Below are 21,427 nucleotides of genomic sequence, written 5' to 3'. Positions count from 1 at the left end.
GATATTCCTCTCAAGATCGTGTTCTTGCGGTCACCGTGCACCTCGCAACGATTGCAGACAACCGGAGAGTTTGCGGCTATGACCTGCAATTATGCAGCCTGAATGGAGCGACTTCCAAGTCTTCCTCGCGATTGCCCGCGCCGGCCAACTGGCGCGCGCCGCCGCCGCGACGGGCGTTGATGCCACCACCATGGGCCGGCGGCTGCGGCGGCTCGAGGCTCGCCTGGGTCAGACGCTGTTCGAACAGACCCGCCAGGGCCAGGTCCTGACCGAGGCGGGCGAGGCGATGTTGGCGGAAGTCGAGGCGATGGAAGTCGCAGCGGGCCGGATCGCCGAAGGGGCGGCCACCGCTGGCGGGCCGTCGGGGGTTTTGCGGGTGAGTCTGTCGGAAGGTTTCGGCACCTGGTTCGTGGCGCGCCACGTGCACGAATTCGTTGCCGCGCATCCTCGCATAACCCTGGATCTCGTGGCCAGCAGCGGGTTCCTCAGTCCGTCGAAGCGCGAGGCCGATCTGGCGGTCGTCCTGTCGCGCCCTCGCGCCGGGCCGGTCATCGCGGGAAAACTGTCGGACTACGCGTTGCGGCTTTACGCCTCTCCCGACTACCTGCTGCGTCACGGAACGCCGACGTGCGCGGCAGACCTCGGCGTCGGGCATCGATTGGTCGGCTACATCCCCGATCTGCTCTATGCGCCGGAACTGCGCTATCTTGCCGAACTGGAGCCCGGCCTGCACGCCGACATCCGCAGCTCGAGCATCATCGCCCAGCACAGGCTGATCGCGTCGGGGGCGGGGATAGGAGTTCTGCCCTGCTTCATCGGCGAAGCGGAGCCGGGCGTTGTGCCGGTGCTGCGCGACCAGCGGATCATGCGCTCGTTCTGGCTGGTGACGCACAAGGACACGCACCAGTTGGCCCGGGTTAGGGCGTTCAAGCAGTGGCTGGACGAAGCGGTACACCGTCATCGCACGGCATTGCTGCCGCCGGGATGAGCGAGCGGGCCGGAACGAGGTCCGGCCCGCTCGTATAATCAGAGGCGTTCGATGATGATCGCGGGGGCCATGCCGCCCGCGGCGCACATCGTAACGAGACCATAACGCCCGCCGGACCGCTCAAGCTCGTCGAGCGCGGTGCCGATGAGGATCGAGCCGGTCGCGCCGATCGGGTGGCCCAGCGCCATCGAACCGCCGTTCGGATTGACCTTTGCGCGATCGAGATCGAGGTCGCGGATGAACTTTTCGGCGACCACGGCAAAGGCCTCGTTGATTTCCCAGACGTCGATATCGTCCTTGGTCAGGCCCGCCTTTTCGAGAACCTTTTTGGCGGCCGGAACCGGGGCGTTGAGCATTAGCGTCGGATCGTCGCCCTGGTTGGCATAGGCGACGACGCGCGCGCGCGGCTTGAGGTTGTGCTTCTTGGCATACTCGTCCGACGTGAGGAGGATGGCCGCAGCGCCATCGACGACGCCGGACGAATTGCCGGCGTGATGCACGCCCTTCCACTCAAGGTCGGGATAGCGACGCTTGATCTGGTCGCCGAAGGTCTTGCCGTTGCCCATGTCGAAATTCTTCATCGCTTCGAAGCTCGGCTTGAGAGCTGCGAGGCCTTCGGCAGTGGTTTCGGGCCGCGGGAATTCCTCGCGGTCGAGTGCGACGCTGCCGTCGGGGTTCAGGACCGGCACGACCGACTTCGCGAAGCGGCCTTCCTTTATCGCGCGGTCCGCGCGCTGCTGGCTGACGAGGGCAAGGTCGTCGAGCGCCTGGCGGTCGATGCCTTCGATCGCGGCGATCGCATCGCCCGCGACGCCCTGCTGGGTCTGCGGATGCAGTTCGTCCAGCGCATCGTGGCCAGCACCCATCAGGCGGGGCGGCAAGCCGGCGTTGGCCTGCTCGGCGGCATAGGCCGAAGTGTAACTCATCATCTCGGTGCCGCCTGCAATCACGCAGTCTTCCATGCCCGACATGATTGAGGCAGCGGCGAAGTTCACCGAGCTGATCCCGCCGCCGCAAAAGCGGTCAAGCGTGGTGCCGCTGGCCTTGACGTCATAGCCCGCGGAAAGCGCCGCCATGCGGCCGAGATCGCCGCCCTGCTTGCCGAGCTGCGAGCTGGTCGACCAGACGATGTCGTCGACGGTCTCGGTCTCGAGGTGGTTGCGTTCCTTGATCGCCTTGAGGACGGTGGCGGCGAGGTGCTGCGGGTGCAGGTGGCTCAGCGCGCCCTTGCCGGGCTTGCCGATTCCGCGCGGGGTGCGGACGGCGTCGATGATATAGGCTTCGGCCATTGAAGTTCTCCTGAAACTCTAGGTTAGATGGTCATGCAGGGATCTGATTGAAGGCCACGCCCTTGTCCGGGCGGTGATCCTGCGGCAGTCCGAGTATCTTTTCGGCGATGGTGTTGAGCAGCATCTCGTCCGCGCCACCGGCGATGCGGCCGGTCGGCGCGTTGATCCAGCTCGCTGTCCAGTCTTCCTTGACGAAGGCGTGCGGATCGAAGGCGAGGCCGGTCGTACCCTGCAGATCGATCGCCAGTTCCGACAGCTTCTGGCGGCTTCGCACCGCGACAAGCTTGTTGAGCGAACCTTCCGGCCCCGGCTGCATGCCGGCCATCATCATTTCCATCGCGCGGTGCGTGATCGCTTCCAGTCCGCTGCGCATCGCATAATTGCGGGCGATGGCCGAACGGATGCGGCCATCTTCAATGGCGGGCTTCTGGTTGACCTCGACGTTGCGCGACAAGTCGATGAACAGGTCGAGATGCGGGCCGAACCCGCCGCTGTCGGTGGCGATGTACCGCTCGATCATCAGCGTGTGCATCGCGACAGCGAAGCCGCCCCCGACCGGGCTCATGCGCTGCTCGTCGGTCAGCTTCACGTCATCGAAGAAAACCTCGTTCACGTGGCTGTCGCCGCCGGCCAGCTTGATCGGACGGACTTCGACGCCGGGCGCCTTCATGTCGACCCAGTAATAGGTCAGGCCCTTGTGCTTGGGCACGTTGGGGTCCGTCCGGGCGACGATCACGCCATAGTCGCAATACTGCGCCCAGCTGGTCCACAGCTTCTGACCGGTCAGGGACCAGCCATTGCCGTCCGGAACCGCTCGGGTGCGAAGTCCGGCAAGGTCGGAACCGCCCGCTGGCTCGGAGAATAGCTGACACCAGATTTCCTCGCCGCGCAGCGCCTTGATCACGCGCTCCTTCGCCCAGGCCTTGTCAGGGCCGTGCGCCATGAGGATCGGAACCGGCATGCCCAGCGAGATGCCGAAATAGCCGACCGGCATCCCGAACTGCATTTCCTCGCTGTCGAAAGTGATCTTCTCGAGGTGCGTCAGACCTTGCCCGCCCCACTCCGTAGGCCAATTGATTCCGGCAAAGCCAGCGTCGAACTTAGCGGCCATGTAGCGGCGGCCGAGGGCAAGGTCGTCCTCCACGGAAAGGCCCCGGCGCGCGTCCTTGCCGAACGTCGGCGCAACCGATTCAAGCCAGGCCCGCGACTTTGCGCGATAGGCGTCCAGATCGCTCATGCCGCTACTCCCGTAAGGCGTTCGACCAGCAGGTCTTCCCAGAACATCGTGTTTCCGCACTCGATCGCAAGGCTGCGCGCGCGGCGCATGTGAAGATGCAGCCCCGCTTCCCACGTGACCCCGATCCCGCCGTGGACCTGAACGGTGTCGCGCGCCGCGGTGTCGTATGCTTCGGTGGCGGACAGGCGGGCCGCTGCGGCGGCGACGACGAAATCATGTTCGCCCTCGCGGCTGGCGGCAAAGACGCAATTGGCGCGCGCGATCTCGACCAGTCCGTAAAGCTCGGCGATGCGGTGCTTGACCGACTGGAACGCGCCGATCGGCTGGCCGAACGCCTTGCGGGTCACGGCATAGTCGCGGGCGATGTGCATCAACGCCTCGGCACCGCCGGTCTGCTCGTGCGCAGTGATCAGCGCCATTCGGGCGAGGATGTCCTCCGCCTTGTCGAGCGCGGCGGGTCCCTTGACGAGGAGGGTCGCCTCTGCGCCATCGAAGGCGAGGTTGGCATAGCCGCGGCTGTTGTCGAAACTGTCGATCGGCCGGCGCGCCGAGCTGTCGAGGCGGGTGAGGACGAGCGCGGGCTCACCTTCCGCGAGCGCCAGGACAACCGCGAGGTCGGCCTGAACGCCGCCCGCAACGCCCGGCTTGAACCCGGTCAGCTTACCGTCACTCAGGTGAGTCGTGGGGCGGGTGGGCAGGGGTGATTGCTCTTCGGCAAAGGCAACCGTGGCGATGGCTTCGCCACTGGCGATGCGCGGCAGCCACTCGTTCTTTACTGACCCGTCGGATGAAGCGAGGATCGCCTGCGCCGCGCCGTAACCTGTCGTGAGGAATGGCGCGCCGGCGGTGCCGGCGCCGATGGCATGCGAGACGATGCCAAGTTCGGTCAGCCCCAGGGCGAGCCCGCCGAATTCCTCGGGGAGTGCGAGCGCGGTCCAGCCCTGTTCCTTGGCGGTCTCCCAAAATGAAGAGTCGTAAGCGCCAGTCTGTTCAAGCAAGCCCAGAAGCCGGGCCTTGTCGGTCCGGGCGTCCAGGACGCGGCGCGATTCGTTGGCGATGGCCTGCTGGCCCTCATCGTAGAGAAGTGACATCCCGGCTCCTTGTTATCCATTGTCCCTATTTAATCGCGCGATTAAAAGTCAAGCGAAGCCTACGGTCGCGGGATCGATTTTCGTGCCCTCCGGCACTACTCGACGACCTCGCCAGGGCGGACTATGCCCAAGGTCTCAACCAGATCCTGCGGGAGCAACTCTCATGCTGAACCAGACGCTTCTCGATGATGCCCGCGGATTTGCCGACCGTATCGTCTCGCTCCGGCGCGAGATTCATGCCGAGCCGGAACTGGGACTTCAGACGCCCAAGACACGCGACAAGGTGCGCGCAGCATTGGCGCATCTCCCGCTTGAATGGCGCGAAGGCGGATCCACCACCGGGCTCGTCGCCACCCTGCGCGGCGGCGGCAACGGACGCCGCGTTCTGCTGCGCGGCGACATGGATGCGCTGCCGATGACCGAGGAGACGGGCCTCGACTTCTCGTCCACCATCGCAGGAGCGATGCATGCCTGTGGGCACGACACGCACACGGCGATGCTCGCGGGGGCGGCAGAGATACTCTGCGCCCGGCGCGAGGAACTGGCGGGCGAGGTCCAGTTCATGTTCCAGCCGGGAGAGGAGGGGTTCCACGGCGCGCGCTTCATGCTCGACGACGGATTGATCGATCCGCTGCCCGACGCCGCTTTCGCCCTCCATATCATGCCCAACAGCAAGCACGGCCTCGTGGCCGGACGCGCCGGGCCGCTGATGGCCTCGGCCGACCAGCTCGAGATCGTGGTGACCGGGGCGGGCGGTCACGCTTCGATGCCGCACCAGACACGCGATCCGGTGCCGGTCGCCTGCGAGATCGTCATGGCGATACAAACGCTGATCACCCGCCACTTCGATGCCGCCGATCCGGTGATTGCGACGGTGGCCAGGATCGACGCAGGCACGACTTACAACGTCATTCCCGATCGCGTGACGATGAAGGGAACGCTGCGGACCCTGTCGCCAGGCAACCGCACCCGCCTGCACGCGGAACTCACCCGGCTGGCAGAGGGTATCGCCTCGGCCCACGGGCTTTCCGCGAAGGTGACGATCGAGCTCGGCTTTCCGGTGACGATCTGCGATCCGCGCGCTGTCGAACTCGGCGAGGCGGTAAGCGCGGAACTGTTCGGCGACGCGGCCTTCCGCCGGATGCCGCACCCGATCATGGGCGCCGAGGATTTCTCCTACGTGCTGGAAAAGGTGCCGGGCGCGATGTTCTTTCTGGGCGTTGCGCACGAAGGGGCCGACCTTGCGAGTTGCTGCGGCATCCATTCCACGCGAATGATCGTCGACGAAGCCGCGCTGCCTTTGGGTTCCGCATTGCTGGCGGGCTGCGCTACGAAATTCCTGGCCGAAGGGTTCGCCGCTTGATCTGGTGGGGAGGACAGCTGCCCTCGCTCGAGCGGCTTACCCGAATGGGGGAAAAGGCCCTGCCGCGTCACATCGGCATCGAATTTCACGATGTTGGCGAGGACTGGATTTCTGCGCGAATGCCGGTCGACGAGCGGACGCACCAGCCGTTCGGGCGGCTTCACGGCGGGGCCTCGGTGGCACTCGCCGAAACAATCGCCTCCGTCGCGGGCGCTATGGTCGTTGACCCGGACAAGTTCGTGACCGTCGGGATGGAGATAAACGCCAATCACCTGCGCCCTGCCTTCGATGGCTGGGTTATCGCGACCGCACGACCCGAATCGCTGGGGCGCACCGTGCAGGTATGGACGATCCGCATCGCTGACGAGGCGGGGCGCCTCGTCTGCCTTTCGCGCATGACCGGTGCGGTCATTCCCCTCGACCGCAAATAGACAGGACGCTTCCACGATGACCTTTCCCACGCCAAATGTATCGTTCGACCTGACCGGGCGGGTCGCGCTGGTGACCGGCGCATCGTCAGGGCTCGGCGCGCGCTTTGCCCGGGTCCTGGCGGCGGCCGGGGCCAAGGTTGTAATCGGCGCGCGGCGGCTCGACCGGCTTGAGGCGCTGGCGGACGAGATTCGCGCCGCAGGGGGCCAGGCGCTGGCCGTGGCGCTGGACGCGACCGACGCGGATTCGCTGATCGCTGCCGTCGCCAAGGGCGAGGAAGCGTTCGGCACAATCGACATCCTGGTGAACAACGCCGGGATGCCCGACGCCCAGCGCGCCCACAAGATGTCGATCGAACTGATCGACCAGGTGATCGGCACCAATCTGCGCGGCCCCTACATTCTTTCGTGCGAGGTCGCGCGCCGGCTCATCGCGGCGAAGAAGCCCGGGCGGATGGTCAATATCAGTTCGGTCGCGCACTATCGCTACGACGGCGGCGGTGCCGCGCTCTACGCCGTCACGAAGACCGCCATTGCCCGGATGACCGAGACTCTCGCGGTCGAATGGGCGCACAACAACATCAACGTGAACGCCATCGCGCCCGGGATGTTCGTCAGCGAGATGACCGACGGCATGTTCGAGCGGATTGGCGACCCGCGCGAGCACCTGCCGCGCAAGCGGGTGCCCGAGCCCGCGCAGATGGACTCGACGCTGCTCTACCTCGTCTCGCCCGCGTCCGAGGTGGTGACCGGTGCGGTCATCCGGGTCGACGACGGCCAGAGCGCAAGGGCGCGGATGTAGAGATGACCGACACGCTGCGGCTCTTCGCGTTCAACTGCGGCTGGTTCCAGTGTCGCCCCGGCTACTTCGTAGAGGGTGACGAGGGCGACTATCTGCGCGGTCCGGTTCCGTCTTACCTGATCGACCATCCCAAAGGGCGGGCGCTGTTCGATACCGGGATGCACGTGCGCTACCGCCGCGAGCTGGCTGACGCACTGCCGTCCGACAAATTCGGACTGCAATGGTTCGAAGGCATGGACATCGCGACGAGGCTGAAGGCGATCGACGTCGATCCGGGATCCATCGACTGGGTCATCAACTCGCACCTCCATATCGATCACTGCGGCGGAAACGCGCTGCTGCCCAATGCGACGATCATCGTCCAGAAGCGGGAGCTGGAAACCGCGCAGCACAATCCCCAGGCCGGCCTGTACGAGGCGGTGGATTACGATACCGGCCAGAAGATCGCCGCGATTTCGGGCGAACACGACCTGTTCGGCGACGGCAGCGTGCGGATCGTGCCCACTTATGGCCATACACAAGGGCATCAGAGCGTGATTGTAAGGCTTGCCGCCGGGGAAGTCCTGCTCGCCGGCGACTGCTGCTACACCGAGCGCAACCTCGACATGATGGTCCTTCCGCGCGCGACGGTGGACGTCGAGCAGGGCATGCTAACGTTCGAGCGGCTGGCAAAGGCGCGCGCGGGCGGCACGCGCATACTCTTCGGCCACGATGGCCGGCAATGGGCAACGATCAAGGAGGGAGTGGCGCTGTGAGTGACCTGGTAAAGATCGAGCGCGACGGCCCGGTGGCGATCGTGACGCTCAACCGTCCCGAGGCGATGAACGCACTTTCGAAGGGTCTTCGGGCAGCGTTGGCCCAGGCGATGGTCGAAGTCGACCGCGATGACGACATTCGCGCCGTCGTGCTGACCGGTGCGGGCACTCGCGCCTTTACCGCCGGGCTCGACCTCAAGGAATTGGGAGCCGACACGTCGAACCTCGGCGCAGCGAACGCCGAAGGGGCTGAGGAAAACCCCGTCAAGGCAATCGAGCAATGCCGCAAGCCCGTCATCGGTGCGATCAACGGCGTGGCGATCACGGGCGGGTTCGAAGTGGCGCTTGCGTGCGACATCCTGATCGCGTCGGAGAATGCGCGCTTTGCCGATACGCACGCCCGGATCGGGATAATGCCGGGGTGGGGCCTGTCCCAGAAGTTGTCGCGAATGATCGGAATCAGCCGGGCCAAGGAGCTGTCGCTGTCGGGCAACTTCCTCGATGCGCAGACCGCATGCACCTGGGGGCTCGTCAATCGCGTGGTTTCGGCCGATCAGCTTCTGGCCATTGCGAAGCAGCTGGCGCAAGATATTTCAACCGCCGATCCGGCAATGGTGCGCGCCTACAAAAACCTGATCGATGTGGGCTACGCTCAGAGCTTTGCCGACGGTCTGGGGATCGAGCACCGGATCTCGTCGGAAGCGAACCGCGCGGTGGACGCCGAAGCGGTGGAGGCGCGGCGTCTTCAGGTCATGGAACGCGGCCGCACCCAAACAAGCTGAGCGCATTCAACCAAAGCGCCCGCCGACCCTTTCGGCAAAATCGGGACCAATCCCGGCGCTGTTGAAAACCTCGTGCGCCAGCCCGGAGGCAAGCGGCAGATCGGCCTGTTCGCGGTAGAGCCGCTTGAGCGCGAAGGTGCTGTGGCGGCTCTGGCCGGCAATCGCGTTCGCCAACTCGTCCGCTTTCGCGGCAAGTCCGGTATCGGGAACGCAATGATTGGCCAGCCCGATCCGCGCCGCTTCCTCGCCGCTTACCGGGATAGCGGTCAGGCTCATCTCGCGGGCCTTCCATTGGCCGACGCGGCGCGGCAGTCGCTGGCTCATCCCCCAGACCGGGACCAGCGCAAACGTGGCGTGAGTATCGGCAAACCGGGCGCTCTCGCCCGCGACGATGATGTCTCCGGCCAGCGCCAGTTCCAGACCACCGGTGAAGCAACCGCCCTGGACCGCGACGATGACCGCCTGGGGCAGGTTCGCCAGGCGGGTGACGATGCTTGCCTGGTAGTTTGCGCGCGGGGTGGCCACGCCCCGTTCCTTCAGGTCGTTGCCTGCGCAGAACACGGGTCCTTCGGCATCCAGGATAACGGCGGCCAGCTCGTTGCCGGCCGCTTCGATCGTAGCGCAATGCGCTTCCAGTTCGGCCCATAGCGCCAAGTTCAGCGCGTTGCGCTTCTCAGGGCGATTGAGGGTGAGGCGGGCGACGCCGCCGCTTGCGGAGTAACGGACGAGTTCGGTCATGCTCGTGGTTCCAGACCAAGAAGACGGCTGGCCGCGCCCAGCATGTCGCGCGCGAAAGCCTGGGACACGCTGGATTCCGGCATGATGTTGAAGCCGTGGATCGCGCCGGGATAGCTGTGGAGTTCGACCGGAACCCCTGCATCGACGAGGCGGCGGGCGTAGTCCAGGTCCTCGTCGAAGAAGAGGTCGAGGCTCCCGGTCAGGATGACCGTGGGGGGAAGGCCGCTGAGATCGTCAGCCAGGGCCGGGCTGAACCACCCCTTCCGCGCATCGTCTACCTGATAGGAGCCCTGCAGCGCCTCCCAGCCGAAGCGATTGGACGAACGCGTCCAGACGAACTCGCCGGTAGTGCGATTGCGCCAGGCACAATCATCACCGCCGGTGCGGTGGTCGAGCATCGGATAGACGAGGATCTGGGCGGCCAGCGCGGGACCACCCGTGTCGCGCGCCATCAGCGCCGTCGCGGCGGCAAGGCCGCCGCCCGCGCTTTCGCCGAGGATGCCTATTCTTGCAGAGTCGATGCCCAGTTCCTCCGCGTTTTCCGACATCCAGCGCAGTGCCGCCAGGCAATCGTCTTGCGGCGCAGGGAAGGGTGCTTCGGGCGCGAGACGATACTCGACCGAGACGACGGGAATGCCGAGCGCGGCCGAAATTCCGGCAGGGCCGCTCGCCATCTCACGGGCGGAACCAAGAAACATTCCGCCGCCATGAACGTGAAGCAGCGCCGCACGCCCCGATGTGCCGGGTGCGGGGTCGAAGCAGTAAAGTTCCAGGTCGCCGCCCGGACCGGCGACCGTGCGCACTTGCGGTGCGATGACAGGCTCGCCCAGCGCCCTGAAGCGCTCGCCGGATTCGGCGCGCGCCTGATGAAGGGTCTCGTGATCGAACGTGCGGAACGGCAAGGCATCGATCACCGGAAGGAAATCCGGGTTGACGAGATGACGGGTCGAAGGCTCGGTCATGCAAAGGGCCTCGTAAAGTGCGACGGGGGCTTTCGTGCCGTCGCCGTCACGTGTTGTCCAGCGCACATCGGGTCTTGACGCGGACCCCAATGCGCTCAACGGCAGCGGGCATGCAACACCGTGTCCTGCCGATGACCGGCATCCACAATTTTCGCGATTACGGAAATTATCCTGCCGCCGATGGCGCGCGGGTGAAGGCGGGCCGGCTTTGGCGCTCGGGCCAGCATATCGATGCCACGGCGCAGGATCTCGAGCGTGTTTCCGCGCTCGGCCTGTCAAAGGTCATTGACCTTCGCGGTGACAGCGAGCGGGAAAAGTATCCCTGCGCCCGACCGGAAGACTTCGCTGCTGAGGTCCTCTTCTTCGCTGGCGAGACCGCGGGCCTTGGCGGACAGGCGGTGCACGAGGAAGCCGGGGCAGGGATCGTCACCGCCGATGATGCGCACCGGGCGATGGTCCGGCTCTATCAAGGGATGGCTTGGCGGCCGATCCTGGTCGGAACGTACCGCCTCTATTTCGATGCTCTGGCCGCAGGCGCCGAGCCGAGCCTGCTCCATTGCCTGGCGGGCAAGGATCGCACGGGTCTGGCCGTGGCGCTCGCCCATCATGTGCTGGGCGTCCATGCCGACGATGCCATGTCGGATTACCTTCTGACCAATGAGGCCGGGAACATCGACGCGCGCATCGAAGCGGGCGCGAAGACCATTCGCGCAAGTCACGGCGAGGCGATCGAGGATGACGCGGTACGCACCTTGATGTCGGTCGATCCCGCCTTCCTCGAGGAAGGACTTGGCGCGATCCGAGAGCGGCACGGGTCGCTCGACGCCTATCTCGATGAGGTGCTGGGCGTATCGCCTGAAAAGGCCGCGGCGATCCGCGCAAACTACCTCGCGTGAGCGCGGTCCCGCCGCAGTTCGCATGGGCGCGGCAATCGGCGGGCACCGCACCGCTCCGGCTGCCCGGATCGGTGAGGCGGACAACCTCGATCGATTCGTCCTGGCCTGAGGGGCTGGGTGAGCCGTGGGAGATGGTGGGCAGCGCACGTGATGCCTTCACACCGGCTGAAGGCGGAACCTTGGTCACTCTGGCCGAGGGCGGGTATACGATCCGCACCGCGCCGACCCGCGAGATACTGGCGATCGAAACTCGCCCGCGCCACCCTCGCGATCAGGAGCTCGTGGGGGTCCGCGCCGGCGGCGCCAGTCGCCGCGCGTTGAACGACGCCATGGGCGACATTCGCGGCACGCCACAATTCCAGGTTCTCGACGATTTCGCCGGTGCCAGTCTGGTCGCCGGCTGGGTCTGGTCACTGTGGCAGGATGACTGGCGCCAGGACCGGAAAGCGGCAGCGCCGGCCAAGCCGGGGCGCGGCGGACAGATGGTCGATATCTGCACCGGCTTTGCTGCCGGGGCCAGTTCGCTCGAAGCCGACGGCAGCTTCAGCCAGTCGACGCAAAGCAGCACGCCGGTCGGCCCTCTCGTCCATCCCGAAGACCCGGCGGGCTGGCATCCCTTGCCCGAAGGAAACGGACCGACGATGCGACGCGCCCGCAGGCTGGACTTGTGGCGAGACAACGGCCTGATCCGCATCGATGCCGGGTTCCAGGACAGCGGCACCACGCCAACGGGCGCGCGAATGGCGATCCACGAGTATCGCGTCCATGCCGAAGTGGAACCGGGAACGATGCGCCTTGTCGCGCTGCAGGCGCTGCCGCTGATCTTGCCCTATCGCGAATGTCCCGGCGCCTCGATCAAGGCCACCCGGCTGATCGGCCAGAACGTCGCCGACCTGCGGGAAGCAGTGGTCGAGGTCCTGCCAGGGACCTTGGGCTGCACGCACCTCAACGACGTCCTGCGCGGCTTTGCCGACATTCCCAAGCTTGCCGAGGCGCTGCCATGACCGCTCCCTTCCAGCATATTGTCGTGGACCGGGCGGGGCCCGTCACGACCGTTACGCTTTCCCGGCCCGAGGTGATGAACGCGATCAATCCGGCGATGCACGACGAGTTGGAGGCTGCCTTCAACGCTTTCGCTGACGAGCCTGCGCAGGAAATCTGCGTCGTCACCGGCGCGGGCGAACGGGCCTTTTGCGCCGGGTCCGATCTCAAGGCCGTCGCAAGCAGCGGGGGACATCGCAGCTACCCTCCTCACGGCTATGCGGGGCTGATCGAGCGGTTCGACTGCAACAAGCCGTTTATCGCCGCGGTCAACGGCCTGGCGCTGGGCGGCGGCTTCGAGATCGCCTTGGCCTGCGATATCGTCATCGCCGCGGATAGCGCGAGCTTCGGGTTGCCCGAGCCGTTGGTCGGCGCGGTGGCGCTGGGTGGCGGGGTGCACCGGCTTGCTCGGCAGATCGGCCTGAAACAGGCGATGGGAATGATCCTCGCCGCCCGGCGCGTCGACGCCGCCGAAGGTGCGCGGCTCGGCTTTGTTACCGAGGTCGTCCCGACCGGCGAACTCAAGCAAGCGACCGAGCGATGGTGCGATCAAATCCTGCGCTGCTCGCCGCAGGCGCTTGCCGCGTCGAAGGAAACCGTGATGCGCGGCCTGGCCGAGCGCGGAATCGCCGAAGCGATGGCGGCGCAGGGCGCGTATCCCGCGTTCGCCGCCTGGCGCGAAGGCGAAGACGCGCGCGAGGGTCCGCTGGCCTTTGCCGAGAAACGCGCCCCGCGCTGGCATGGGCGCGCCTAGTATTCCAGCTTGGGATACCAGTCGGTGCCCCGGCCCTCGGGCGTGAGGTCGAGCATCGTCCAAAGCGGTGACGGATCGGGAGCGCCCCGCGGGTCCTGACCAGGATCGGCCATTTCCCCACTGATTTCGCCCATCCAGAACACGCGCACCGCGCCGCCGTCTTCGCGCTTCAGCACCATCAGGACGGGATACTCGTAGTCCGTCTGCGGATCGAAGCCGCCGAAATCGACGGGAAACTCGTCGCCGCAGGTTTGGTAGAACTTCAGGTTTCGCCAGCCACGCTCCACCGCGAACGCCTTCTGCCGTTCGACGCTCGACCGCCCGATGATGGCGACCGCCACGCGCTGTTCGAGATCCGCGGCATTCGCGTCGAGCGGTCCAAGGAGGTTGGTGCACATGGGGCAGGGCCGGGCGCGGTCCGGCCCGTACATCCAGAAGTATGCGAGCAGCGTGTCGTGGCCTCGAAAAATGTCCGCCAGCCCGACTCTCTCTCCTGTCGGCGCATTGAAGGAATAGTCCTTGGCGATCACCGGGCCGGGCGGCAGGGCACGGCGTCGCGCGGCCACCGCCTCGATTTGCCGGCGAAGCGCGATCTCGTCGGCGAGCAGGCCTTGGCGCGCCTGGGCATATTCCGCGCTTTCGCCCTCAATTCGTGGCTTACGGCGTTCGGCCAGCTGGGCAGGAGACGGCAGCGCTTCGGACGTCATTGTGAAAGCTCCGTTGGTTCTCGCGTAATCAACGGCAATCCTCCGTTCGGGTTTCGCGCGGACTCGCATCGCGGCGGCGGAATGACTATCTGGCCGGGTCGGAGGGAACCATGGCGACTACTCACACCACCAGAATGCTCATCATAGGATCGGGCCCGGCCGGCCTTTCGGCCGCGATCTATGGCGCGCGCGCCGGGATGAAGCCGATCGTCGTCCAGGGACTCCAGCCCGGCGGCCAGCTTACGATCACGACCGACGTCGAGAATTATCCCGGCTTTCGCGACGTGATCCAGGGGCCCTGGTTGATGCAGGAGATGCAGGCGCAGGCCGAACACGTCGGCACGCGGATTTTGTGGGACACGATTACCTCGGTCGACATTTCCGGCTGGCCGTTCCGCGCGATCGGCGACAGCGGGGACATCTACGAAGGCGAAACGCTGGTCATTGCGACCGGGGCGCAGGCCAAGTGGCTCGGGGTACCGGGCGAGGCGGAATTTGGCGGCAAGGGCGTGTCGGCCTGCGCGACATGCGACGGGTTCTTCTATCGCGGGAAAAAGGTGGTCGTGATCGGAGGCGGCAACACCGCGGTTGAAGAGGCACTCTACCTCACCAACCACAGCCAGGACGTGACCCTGATCCACCGCCGCGACAGCCTTCGCGCCGAGCGTATCCTGCAGGACCGCCTATTCGCTCACCCCAACATCACCGTGATGTGGAACAAGGCCGTCGATCATTTCGTCGGCGATCTGGGCGGCGCGGGGCTCACTGCCGTGGCGCTGGTCGATACCGTGACCTGCGAACGCTCTCAGGTCGTTACCGATGGCGCGTTCGTCGCGATCGGGCATGCGCCCGCCGTCGAACTGTTCAAGGGCAAGCTCCCGCTGGACGATGCCGGCTATCTCAAGGTCGAGCCGGGCACGCCTAAGACGCAAGTGCCCGGTGTATTCGCTTGCGGCGATGTGATGGACCACGTCTATCGCCAGGCCGTGACCGCGGCCGGAACCGGGTGCATGGCCGCCCTGGACGCTGAACGCTTCCTGGCGGAGCGTGAGTTTGCGGTAGCAAGCCACGCCGAACCTGTCGTCTGAACGGTCATTCTCGGGCGAGGGCGGCGAGTACGCGTTCGGTAAGCCAATCGAAAGCGGCTCCCTCGGCAAAGCTGTGCGAGGCTGAAAGACACCGCTCGATCGGCGTCGTTGCGTCGTCCCAGACAGCAAGGAACAGTTCCGCGGTTCGGTCCCGCTCGGCCAGGAGGATTGTCGCCCGGCCGCCGAAGCGGCTGAGCCTTTCGCGCATCTCCGCTGCCAACGTAGATTCGGGAGATCGCGCGACCGCGCTTTTCAAACCGCGCGCTACCTTGCCCAGATCAACGCCACCGGTGAAAAGCCGGCGCAATTGTCGTAGATCGGACAGGCGTGCCCAGTAACGCCGCCGCACCGCAGCCGGCGAAACGGCCGTATCGTCACCTTCAAGCGTCCACGGATTGGCCAAGACGAGTCCGTCCAGCCCGGCCTCGGCGGCGAACAGCGCGAGTCCGCTGGCAGCGTCGCAGTTTCCGAAGGCAACGATCCTGCGCAGTTGCGGTTGGTGTTCGGTAAATGCCTCGATTGCGGCGGCCAAATCTTTGGCGCTGCTCCGAAATCCGCGATTGTCGCCTTCGCTGTCGCCAACGCCTCTCCGGTCGAAGCGGAGAACCGGGTGACCGCCCGCTGCAATCCGGGTCGCCAGCAGCGCTTGGCCGGCCCACGATCCGCTGCGGATCTCGTTGCCCCCGCTGACGATAATCAACCCTGTCGACGAAGGCGCAGGGTCGATCGTCCCCGCCAGCGCGGAACCGTCGCACGCGAAAGTCATGTGAAAGCGGTTCAATGCAGGATCTCGCTAGCGATCATCTGGGCCAGCTCGCGCGACTGTGCCGCATTTTCGCCAGGCTCGATTCGCAGCCACAGCGGACTGCCGGGCAGCGCGTCCGCCGCAATATCGCGCAGCGCATCGAGCGGCGGCGCGCCATCGGCTTCCAGTTCACTCACCATCTGCGCGCTGAGGCGATATCCGCCAAGCGTTATCCCGTGCGTCCGCCCTTCGACGTGATAGTCCTCTTCGGGACGAAAATTTCCACCTTCGCGGTCCGCCAGCATGCGCGCGCGAACCATCTGCCGCAGGAGAACCGAGCCAGGGGCCGGCGCCAGCCGCCAGCCAATCACACCGGCGGGAGCCAGGCTGGCTCCCCCTCGCACCGCTAGGATATGCGCGGCCCCGAAGTGCGACAGGGCCGCGTTCACTGCATTACGCCACGATGAAAGGGTCTGCTTGCCCAACGGGGAAAGGCTTTCGTTGCAGCCCGGAAGATCGGGAAGAACGCAGCCAACTCCTTCCGCCGCCAGCATGCGCATCGTCGAGACCAGAAGGCGCCGCGTGCGGTTGGCTTCTTCGAACAATGCCGGAATGACGAGTACGCGCGGCCCATCGCCCGGTCCGGTCTCGAGGGCGAATTCCTGTGTGTGGCTGATCGTTTCGCCGGCCGCGGCAGGGCAGGGCCAGGCCGTCAGCACGCTGCCTCAGGCGCCCGGCGGGCGCCGGTCTCGTTTCGCTTCCGCGAAAGCGAGAAGACTTCCATAGGTTTCAAGAAGTTCACCATCGACCTCATCATCGTCGATGATGATCGAGAGACGGTCTTCGAGCTCGGTGAGAAGCCCGGCGACGGCCATCGAGTCGAGTTCCGGGAGCGATCCGAACAGTTCGGTGTCCTTGTCGAACCCCTCGGCCAGGCCGGGGCGCAGCCCAAGCACGTCGCGCAGGATGCCCCGCAGGATCGTGTCAGTCGTTTGCACCTGATCCACCCCGTCAAAGCTCTTGCGTTCGTGCATCACATCACCGGTTTCACTGCTGGCGGGCGTCTAACCGTGACCATTCAGCGGCACAAGGACTAAGCTGGCGCAGGCGCAGATGGCGGACTGACGCCATGACAAATCCGGCCCAGGCCCTCGGGTCTCGGGTCCAGTGCATGTCGAGGCGATAGCGCGGGCGCCGGCCGTCCATCCAGTCGCGCTTGTACGGATCGTCACCCGTCCCAAAATCTACCTCACTCACCCTGTCGACATCGATTGCGCGTTCCATAATCGCGGCGGTCAGGAGCGAGCCGGGCGAGTGGTCCCGCGCATCCTCGACGTGGGCCAGCTTGTGAATGAACGCGGTCCCGCCCTCGACCGTCCAGAATTGCGCGGCAACCGGACGGCCCGAGATGCTGGCGATCCCCAGCCGCAAGGTGCCGGCGCGCCCTTCGCTTTCGGCAAAATCGCGAAGAAAGGCGGGGCTCCCCTCGCGCGGCTTCCAGCTCGCGCGATAGATCGCCTCGTAATCGGCCCAGTCGTTGGGCGAGAAGCGGTCCTCGATCCGGAGCTGCAACGTTCCCCCGGCAGACTTGCGTCGCACCGTTTCGCGCAGCCGCGTCGGGCGCGTCGCCCAATACTGCGCGAACGTGCGGCCATCGACAGCCAGGTAGTGATTGACGTCGCAGGCCGCGCGAAGGACCGACCAGCCCCCGGCGCGAAACGCGTGCTCGACCAGATCGGCGTCTCCGCGGGGCAGCGGCGCCAGGGTTATCCGGTGCGTCTTCCCGGCAAGGCCTCTGGCAAGGTCTGGCATCAGGGCGGAAATTTCGGGCGTGCCCCAGCTAACAGGCCGGGCCCAGAAGCTGTACCAGGTGGCCAGGCTTTCCAGCGTGTTCGAGCCCGCGTGCCGCATCAGGGGCAGGGCGACGCCCCCGCCGGGGCCCTGCTTGACCGCAATCAGCGGTTCGTCAGCGGGCCGGCAGTGTCGCGCCAGCGACGCCCACCACTCCATCCTATCGAAGGGCGCGGACTGGTGCTGGCGATCGAGGAACGGCGCCAGAACGCGGTTGCCTTGCACCTCAGCAAGATTAACGAGATAGTCGACTTCGTTCACTACCGACCCGCGTCCGATCCTCGATCAAGGCAGACCGACAAGCATTGCGTGACGATCCGATTCCTGTTGCGCACCCGATCGACCGCGTGATCCTGCAGGGAGACCCGCGGGCGTCGGCGCTCATCCTGCGCGATCGTGTGCTTAGCTTCGAGGACTTAAACTCCCGTATCGCCGTGCTTAGTGGCTGGTTAAGGACTTTCGTTCCCGAACCGGGGGCGAGAGTTGCGACCTGGCTGGCAAAGACCGAACTGGCCTGCCTGATGCCCCTGGCCGCGGCACGCGCCGGGCTCGTCCACGTGCCGATCAACCCATTGCTCAAGCATGCGCAGGTCGCCCATATCCTGGCCGACAGCGGCGCGAAGGTGCTGATCTCGAACGCAGCGCGCCTCGCCACTTTGGAGCGGGGAGACCTTGCCGATGCGGTGGCAGTCGACGAGCTGGCCGCCTGGGAGGCTGCCGAGACGGCTGGAGTGGCGCTCGACCCATCCGAACAGGACCCTGCCGGCCTTGCTGCGATCCTTTATACCAGCGGGTCGACCGGCAGTCCCAAGGGCGTCATGCTCAGCCACGCGAACCTGTGGCTTGGTGCCGTCAGCGTTGCCCGATACCTTGCGCTCACGCCGCAGGACCGGATCTTGGCCGTTCTTCCGCTTAGCTTCGATTACGGTCAGAACCAGTTGCTCTGCGCATGGTACGCTGGCGCGGCTGCGATCCCTCTCGATTACCTGACGGCGCGCGACGTGATCAAGGCCGTGGACCGGTACGATGCGACGACCCTGGCGGCGGTTCCTCCGCTCTGGATCCAGCTTGTCGAGCATGACTGGCCGGAGGGGGTCGCGGCGAATCTGCGGCGCCTCACCAACAGCGGGGGCGCGCTAGGGGCGGAACTGGTCGGCCGGTTGCGCAGGCTTTTCCCCAATGCCGCGCTTTATCCGATGTATGGGCTTACCGAGGCCTTTCGTTCCACTTACCTCGATCCATCGCTGGTCGACAGTCATCCAACCTCGATGGGCCGCGCGATTCCCTTTGCCGAAGTCATGGTCGCGGCCGACGACGGGAGCGAGGCCGCGGTCGGCGAGGAGGGAGAACTCGTCCACGCTGGCCCGCTGGTGGCGCAAGGGTACTGGCGTGATGCGGAAAGAACCGCAGAACGCTTCAGACCCGCGCCGGCATGGTCGCGACTTGGCGGGATGGCGGTCTGGTCGGGCGATCGCGTCCGCCGCGACGCCGAAGGCCTGCTTTATTTCGTCGGCCGCCGCGACGCCATGATCAAGAGCGCAGGCAACCGGATCAGCCCGCAGGAAGTCGAGGATGCGGCGATGGAGACGGGGCTGGTCGCGGAATCAGTGGCTGTCGGAATACCCGACGCCCGCCTGGGCCAGGTTATCCATCTGGTCGCAAGAGCCAGTTCCGCGCCTGACGACGGCGACCGCAGCGCTGCGCTGCTGGCCGCGATGTCCCGCGCCTTGCCTGCGTTCATGGTTCCGCGAGCGGTCTCCTGGCGCCAGACGATGCCGCTCGGCTCCAACGGCAAGCTCGATCGCGCCGGGCTCGCCCGCGAACTGGCCGGAGAACCTGCATGAAGCCTGTGGGACCGATACCGGCCGGGTTCGAGACACTTGGCGGCGAGCTCGCGATCGCCGGCCATACGGCCAGCGAACTCGTCGAACGGGCGGGCGATACCCCGCTTTTCGTCTATTCCGCGGCAATGATCCGCGATCGCGTTGCCTCGCTGCGAAAGGCCATCCCTGAACGACTTGCGATTCATTATGCCGTCAAAGCAAACCCTTATCCGCCTGTTCTTGAGGTTATGCATGAACTCGTGGACGGGTTCGACATCGCTTCGGGAGGTGAACTCGCCATCGCGGCCACAACTGGCATTTCCGGCTCGACGATCAGCTTTGCGGGGCCGGGCAAGCGCGATCGCGAGCTGGCCGCGGCTATTCGAGCCGGGGTGACGATCAATCTGGAGTCAGAGAACGAGGCGACCCGTGCGCTGGCGCTGGCCGACAGCGCCGGGGTGACCCCGCGCCTCGCAATCCGGGTCAACCCCGAATTCGAACTCAAGGGCTCGGGCATGAAGATGGGAGGCGGGGCCAAGCCTTTCGGGGTAGACGCTGCGCGCGTTCCTGCGCTCGCACGCAGGATTATCGGCTCAGGCGCCGAATGGCGCGGCTTCCACATCTTCGCCGGGAGCCAGGCGCTCGATCCATCGGCGATCGCCGAAACCCAGGCGCAGAGTTTGGAACTGGCGGCCCACCTTGCCGAGGAAAGCGGCGCGCCCCTACCGGCCTGCAATCTTGGGGGCGGGTTCGGAATTCCCTATTTCGCGGGTGATCGCGAACTCGATATCGCAGCCATTGGCCACGCGTTGTCAGAACGGATGAATAATCTTCCCCAAGCTATTGCCGATACGCAGTTCTGTATTGAACTGGGGCGATGGCTGGTCGGTGAGGCGGGTATTTACCTGACGCGGATCGTCGACCGCAAGGAGAGCCACGGCGAGACGTTTCTAGTTACCGATGGCGGCCTCCATCACCAGCTTGCCGCAAGTGGCAATTTCGGCACGGTGATCCGCCGCAATTATCCTGTCGCCATCGCATCTCGTTATGGCCAACCGGCCGAGGAGGTCGCGAGCATCGTGGGCTGCCTGTGCACTCCGCTCGATCGTCTGGCGGATAGCGCCGAATTGCCGCGGGCCGAGGTCGGTGATCTGGTCGCGGTGTTCTGCGCCGGCGCCTACGGGGCGACGGCCAGTCCTTCGGCCTTCCTCGGGCAGGGCCCCGCCATCGAGATGCTGGTTTAGGCTTCGCGCTCCCCCGTGTCCCTCTGTGGGGTGCGGCCTTCCCGGCCATTACCCCGATGCCGAGGCGATCAAGGCTAACGGTATCTTCACCCTTTTCAGGCAGTTGTCGGATCATCGCCCTCGTCAGTTGCGCGCCGGATTCGGCGTGCTTGGGGGCGGATGCATCCACGGGGACCCTTCAATGCCGATCACGCCGTTTGAACGCCTGCTTGCCGGCGCCGCGCTTGCCTGTCTGGCGCTGGGCGGATGCGCCGACGCTGCCGCCGGCCCGCAACTTCCCCCGGCCACCTTCGTGGCCGGCAAGGAGGGCCCCGGCGAGGAATACGTGATCGGCCCGCTCGACGAATTGACGGTATTCGTCTGGCGCAATCCCGAACTGGGAGCGAACGTTCAGGTTCGGCCCGACGGGCGCATCACCACGCCTTTGATCTCCGACCTTCCTGCAGTGGGCAAGACGCCGACCGCGCTTGCCTCCGACATCAAGGCATCGCTGTCCAAATATATCCAGGACCCGCTCGTTTCGGTCATCGTGAACAAATTTTCGGGCACCTTCAGCCAGCAGGTCCGCATCGTCGGTGCCACCGAGAAGCCGGCCTCGATCCCTTATCGTGCCAACATGACCCTGCTCGACGCGATGATCGCGGTGGGCGGGCTGAGCGAATATGCCGCGGGTAATCGCGCACGCCTCATCCGCTTCGATCGCGGCGGCGGCGCGCAGAAGGAATACGGCCTGAAGCTTGCCGACCTACTCAAGAAGGGGGAAAGCAAGGCCAACGTCCTCCTGATGCCCGGCGACGTCATCATCATCCCCGAGAGTGCGTTCTAGGCGCGCACCTGGGGGGC

23 protein-coding genes are annotated in these 21,427 nt (G+C 65.7%); 13 read left to right on the top strand and 10 right to left on the bottom strand.

Going from position 1 to position 21,427, the window contains the following annotated elements; genetic code table 11:
• Positions 1-91: 91 nt before the first annotated feature.
• On the top strand, positions 92-988 hold the full coding sequence (locus tag ACFO0A_RS10945) for a LysR family transcriptional regulator (RefSeq protein WP_379539040.1): 897 nt from the start codon (positions 92-94) through the stop codon (positions 986-988).
• Positions 989-1,026: 38 nt separating this feature from the next.
• On the opposite strand, the gene ACFO0A_RS10940 is transcribed toward ACFO0A_RS10945, so the two are convergent.
• The 3 genes from ACFO0A_RS10940 to ACFO0A_RS10930 are packed head-to-tail and all read right to left on the bottom strand — an operon-like array spanning position 1,027 to position 4,605.
• Complete coding sequence (locus tag ACFO0A_RS10940; RefSeq protein ID WP_379539039.1) at positions 1,027-2,277, bottom strand: acetyl-CoA C-acetyltransferase; 1,251 nt, start codon at positions 2,275-2,277, stop codon at positions 1,027-1,029.
• 31 nt (positions 2,278-2,308) lie between these two features.
• Complete coding sequence (locus ACFO0A_RS10935; protein ID WP_379539038.1) at positions 2,309-3,514, bottom strand: acyl-CoA dehydrogenase family protein; 1,206 nt, start codon at positions 3,512-3,514, stop codon at positions 2,309-2,311.
• Positions 3,511-4,605 carry an acyl-CoA dehydrogenase family protein gene (locus tag ACFO0A_RS10930; RefSeq protein WP_379539037.1) on the bottom strand — a complete coding sequence of 365 codons (1,095 nt, stop codon included), beginning with the start codon at positions 4,603-4,605 and terminating at the stop codon, positions 3,511-3,513. The genes ACFO0A_RS10935 and ACFO0A_RS10930 overlap by 4 nt, the downstream gene beginning before the upstream one ends.
• A 163-nt stretch (positions 4,606-4,768) precedes the next feature.
• Between ACFO0A_RS10930 and ACFO0A_RS10925 the strand changes: the two genes are divergently transcribed.
• From ACFO0A_RS10925 to ACFO0A_RS10905, 5 genes are read left to right on the top strand one after another with little or no spacing between them, the layout of a single operon-like run.
• Complete coding sequence (locus tag ACFO0A_RS10925; RefSeq protein ID WP_379539036.1) at positions 4,769-5,968, top strand: M20 metallopeptidase family protein; 1,200 nt, start codon at positions 4,769-4,771, stop codon at positions 5,966-5,968.
• Positions 5,965-6,399, top strand: coding sequence for a hotdog fold thioesterase (locus ACFO0A_RS10920; RefSeq protein WP_379539035.1), 435 nt, complete (start codon positions 5,965-5,967; stop codon positions 6,397-6,399). Before ACFO0A_RS10925 ends, ACFO0A_RS10920 begins: the two co-directional genes overlap by 4 nt.
• Before the next feature lie 16 nt (positions 6,400-6,415).
• Positions 6,416-7,198 carry an SDR family NAD(P)-dependent oxidoreductase gene (locus ACFO0A_RS10915; protein WP_379539034.1) on the top strand — a complete coding sequence of 261 codons (783 nt, stop codon included), beginning with the start codon at positions 6,416-6,418 and terminating at the stop codon, positions 7,196-7,198.
• 2 nt (positions 7,199-7,200) lie between these two features.
• A complete protein-coding gene (locus ACFO0A_RS10910) occupies positions 7,201-7,953 on the top strand; it encodes an N-acyl homoserine lactonase family protein (protein WP_379539033.1) in 753 nt (250 codons plus the stop codon).
• Positions 7,950-8,735 carry an enoyl-CoA hydratase gene (locus ACFO0A_RS10905; RefSeq protein ID WP_379539032.1) on the top strand — a complete coding sequence of 262 codons (786 nt, stop codon included), beginning with the start codon at positions 7,950-7,952 and terminating at the stop codon, positions 8,733-8,735. Before ACFO0A_RS10910 ends, ACFO0A_RS10905 begins: the two co-directional genes overlap by 4 nt.
• Before the next feature lie 6 nt (positions 8,736-8,741).
• Here ACFO0A_RS10905 and ACFO0A_RS10900 read toward each other — a convergent pair whose 3' ends face one another.
• Together ACFO0A_RS10900 and ACFO0A_RS10895 are read right to left on the bottom strand one after the other, a co-directional pair.
• A complete protein-coding gene (locus ACFO0A_RS10900; RefSeq protein ID WP_379539031.1) occupies positions 8,742-9,473 on the bottom strand; it encodes an enoyl-CoA hydratase/isomerase family protein in 732 nt (243 codons plus the stop codon).
• Positions 9,470-10,435: an alpha/beta hydrolase gene (locus ACFO0A_RS10895; protein WP_379539030.1), complete on the bottom strand. Its 966-nt coding sequence runs from the start codon at positions 10,433-10,435 to the stop codon at positions 9,470-9,472. Before ACFO0A_RS10895 ends, ACFO0A_RS10900 begins: the two co-directional genes overlap by 4 nt.
• 110 nt (positions 10,436-10,545) lie before the next feature.
• Between ACFO0A_RS10895 and ACFO0A_RS10890 the strand changes: the two genes are divergently transcribed.
• The 3 genes from ACFO0A_RS10890 to ACFO0A_RS10880 are packed head-to-tail and all read left to right on the top strand — an operon-like array spanning position 10,546 to position 13,126.
• Complete coding sequence (locus ACFO0A_RS10890; RefSeq protein WP_379539029.1) at positions 10,546-11,331, top strand: tyrosine-protein phosphatase; 786 nt, start codon at positions 10,546-10,548, stop codon at positions 11,329-11,331.
• Positions 11,328-12,335, top strand: coding sequence for a DUF2889 domain-containing protein (locus ACFO0A_RS10885; RefSeq protein WP_379539028.1), 1,008 nt, complete (start codon positions 11,328-11,330; stop codon positions 12,333-12,335). Before ACFO0A_RS10890 ends, ACFO0A_RS10885 begins: the two co-directional genes overlap by 4 nt.
• Positions 12,332-13,126 (top strand): enoyl-CoA hydratase-related protein, encoded by a 795-nt coding sequence (locus ACFO0A_RS10880; RefSeq protein WP_379539027.1) that lies wholly within the window; start codon positions 12,332-12,334, stop codon positions 13,124-13,126. Before ACFO0A_RS10885 ends, ACFO0A_RS10880 begins: the two co-directional genes overlap by 4 nt.
• Here the strand turns inward: ACFO0A_RS10880 and ACFO0A_RS10875 are convergent.
• Positions 13,123-13,833, bottom strand: coding sequence for a DUF899 family protein (locus tag ACFO0A_RS10875; RefSeq protein ID WP_379539026.1), 711 nt, complete (start codon positions 13,831-13,833; stop codon positions 13,123-13,125). The two genes, ACFO0A_RS10880 and ACFO0A_RS10875, sit on opposite strands and share 4 nt — an antisense overlap.
• Before the next feature lie 110 nt (positions 13,834-13,943).
• Between ACFO0A_RS10875 and trxB the strand changes: the two genes are divergently transcribed.
• Entirely contained in the window at positions 13,944-14,921 is a 978-nt protein-coding gene (gene trxB, locus ACFO0A_RS10870) for a thioredoxin-disulfide reductase (protein ID WP_379539025.1), read from the top strand.
• Between the two features lie 4 nt (positions 14,922-14,925).
• Here the strand turns inward: trxB and ACFO0A_RS10865 are convergent, their stop codons facing one another.
• Genes ACFO0A_RS10865 through ACFO0A_RS10850 form a run of 4 tightly spaced genes read right to left on the bottom strand, consistent with a single transcriptional unit; the run spans position 14,926 to position 17,778 of the window.
• Positions 14,926-15,687: a hydrolase 1, exosortase A system-associated gene (locus ACFO0A_RS10865; protein ID WP_379539024.1), complete on the bottom strand. Its 762-nt coding sequence runs from the start codon at positions 15,685-15,687 to the stop codon at positions 14,926-14,928.
• Between the two features lie 11 nt (positions 15,688-15,698).
• On the bottom strand, positions 15,699-16,385 hold the full coding sequence (locus tag ACFO0A_RS10860) for an alpha/beta hydrolase family protein (RefSeq protein ID WP_379539023.1): 687 nt from the start codon (positions 16,383-16,385) through the stop codon (positions 15,699-15,701).
• 6 nt (positions 16,386-16,391) lie between these two features.
• Positions 16,392-16,700 carry an acyl carrier protein gene (locus ACFO0A_RS10855; RefSeq protein WP_379539022.1) on the bottom strand — a complete coding sequence of 103 codons (309 nt, stop codon included), beginning with the start codon at positions 16,698-16,700 and terminating at the stop codon, positions 16,392-16,394.
• 13 nt (positions 16,701-16,713) lie between these two features.
• On the bottom strand, positions 16,714-17,778 hold the full coding sequence (locus tag ACFO0A_RS10850; protein WP_379539021.1) for a GNAT family N-acetyltransferase: 1,065 nt from the start codon (positions 17,776-17,778) through the stop codon (positions 16,714-16,716).
• Positions 17,779-17,864: 86 nt separating this feature from the next.
• On the opposite strand from ACFO0A_RS10850, the gene ACFO0A_RS10845 reads away from it, so the two are divergent.
• From ACFO0A_RS10845 to ACFO0A_RS10835, 3 genes are all read left to right on the top strand, one after another.
• Positions 17,865-19,361: an acyl-CoA ligase (AMP-forming), exosortase A system-associated gene (locus tag ACFO0A_RS10845; protein WP_379539020.1), complete on the top strand. Its 1,497-nt coding sequence runs from the start codon at positions 17,865-17,867 to the stop codon at positions 19,359-19,361.
• Positions 19,358-20,584, top strand: a complete 1,227-nt coding sequence (locus tag ACFO0A_RS10840) for a pyridoxal-dependent decarboxylase, exosortase A system-associated (protein WP_379539019.1) — start codon at positions 19,358-19,360, stop codon at positions 20,582-20,584. The genes ACFO0A_RS10845 and ACFO0A_RS10840 overlap by 4 nt, the downstream gene beginning before the upstream one ends.
• A gap of 181 nt (positions 20,585-20,765) precedes the next feature.
• Complete coding sequence (locus tag ACFO0A_RS10835) at positions 20,766-21,410, top strand: XrtA/PEP-CTERM system exopolysaccharide export protein (RefSeq protein WP_379539018.1); 645 nt, start codon at positions 20,766-20,768, stop codon at positions 21,408-21,410.
• Positions 21,411-21,427 lie beyond the last annotated feature (17 nt).

The organism is Novosphingobium tardum, assembly GCF_042652045.1.
Lineage (GTDB): Bacteria > Pseudomonadota > Alphaproteobacteria > Sphingomonadales > Sphingomonadaceae > Novosphingobium > Novosphingobium tardum.
This window is presented reverse-complemented; position numbering and strand designations above follow the sequence as displayed.

What these genes read in the sequence shown, in the direction of transcription:
- ACFO0A_RS10880 (WP_379539027.1), top strand. Translation starts at nt 12,332, where the DNA reads ATGACCGCTCCCTTCCAGCATATTGTCGTGGACCGGGCGGGGCCCGTC.
- ACFO0A_RS10865 (WP_379539024.1), bottom strand. Translation starts at nt 15,687, where the DNA reads ATGACTTTCGCGTGCGACGGTTCCGCGCTGGCGGGGACGATCGACCCT.
- ACFO0A_RS10915 (WP_379539034.1), top strand. Translation starts at nt 6,416, where the DNA reads ATGACCTTTCCCACGCCAAATGTATCGTTCGACCTGACCGGGCGGGTC.
- ACFO0A_RS10910 (WP_379539033.1), top strand. Translation starts at nt 7,201, where the DNA reads ATGACCGACACGCTGCGGCTCTTCGCGTTCAACTGCGGCTGGTTCCAG.
- trxB (WP_379539025.1), top strand. Translation starts at nt 13,944, where the DNA reads ATGGCGACTACTCACACCACCAGAATGCTCATCATAGGATCGGGCCCG.
- ACFO0A_RS10945 (WP_379539040.1), top strand. Translation starts at nt 92, where the DNA reads ATGCAGCCTGAATGGAGCGACTTCCAAGTCTTCCTCGCGATTGCCCGC.
- ACFO0A_RS10835 (WP_379539018.1), top strand. Translation starts at nt 20,766, where the DNA reads ATGCCGATCACGCCGTTTGAACGCCTGCTTGCCGGCGCCGCGCTTGCC.
- ACFO0A_RS10900 (WP_379539031.1), bottom strand. Translation starts at nt 9,473, where the DNA reads ATGACCGAACTCGTCCGTTACTCCGCAAGCGGCGGCGTCGCCCGCCTC.
- ACFO0A_RS10935 (WP_379539038.1), bottom strand. Translation starts at nt 3,514, where the DNA reads ATGAGCGATCTGGACGCCTATCGCGCAAAGTCGCGGGCCTGGCTTGAA.
- ACFO0A_RS10925 (WP_379539036.1), top strand. Translation starts at nt 4,769, where the DNA reads ATGCTGAACCAGACGCTTCTCGATGATGCCCGCGGATTTGCCGACCGT.
- ACFO0A_RS10890 (WP_379539029.1), top strand. Translation starts at nt 10,546, where the DNA reads ATGCAACACCGTGTCCTGCCGATGACCGGCATCCACAATTTTCGCGAT.
- ACFO0A_RS10940 (WP_379539039.1), bottom strand. Translation starts at nt 2,277, where the DNA reads ATGGCCGAAGCCTATATCATCGACGCCGTCCGCACCCCGCGCGGAATC.
- ACFO0A_RS10875 (WP_379539026.1), bottom strand. Translation starts at nt 13,833, where the DNA reads ATGACGTCCGAAGCGCTGCCGTCTCCTGCCCAGCTGGCCGAACGCCGT.
- ACFO0A_RS10855 (WP_379539022.1), bottom strand. Translation starts at nt 16,700, where the DNA reads ATGCACGAACGCAAGAGCTTTGACGGGGTGGATCAGGTGCAAACGACT.
- ACFO0A_RS10840 (WP_379539019.1), top strand. Translation starts at nt 19,358, where the DNA reads ATGAAGCCTGTGGGACCGATACCGGCCGGGTTCGAGACACTTGGCGGC.
- ACFO0A_RS10895 (WP_379539030.1), bottom strand. Translation starts at nt 10,435, where the DNA reads ATGACCGAGCCTTCGACCCGTCATCTCGTCAACCCGGATTTCCTTCCG.
- ACFO0A_RS10930 (WP_379539037.1), bottom strand. Translation starts at nt 4,605, where the DNA reads ATGTCACTTCTCTACGATGAGGGCCAGCAGGCCATCGCCAACGAATCG.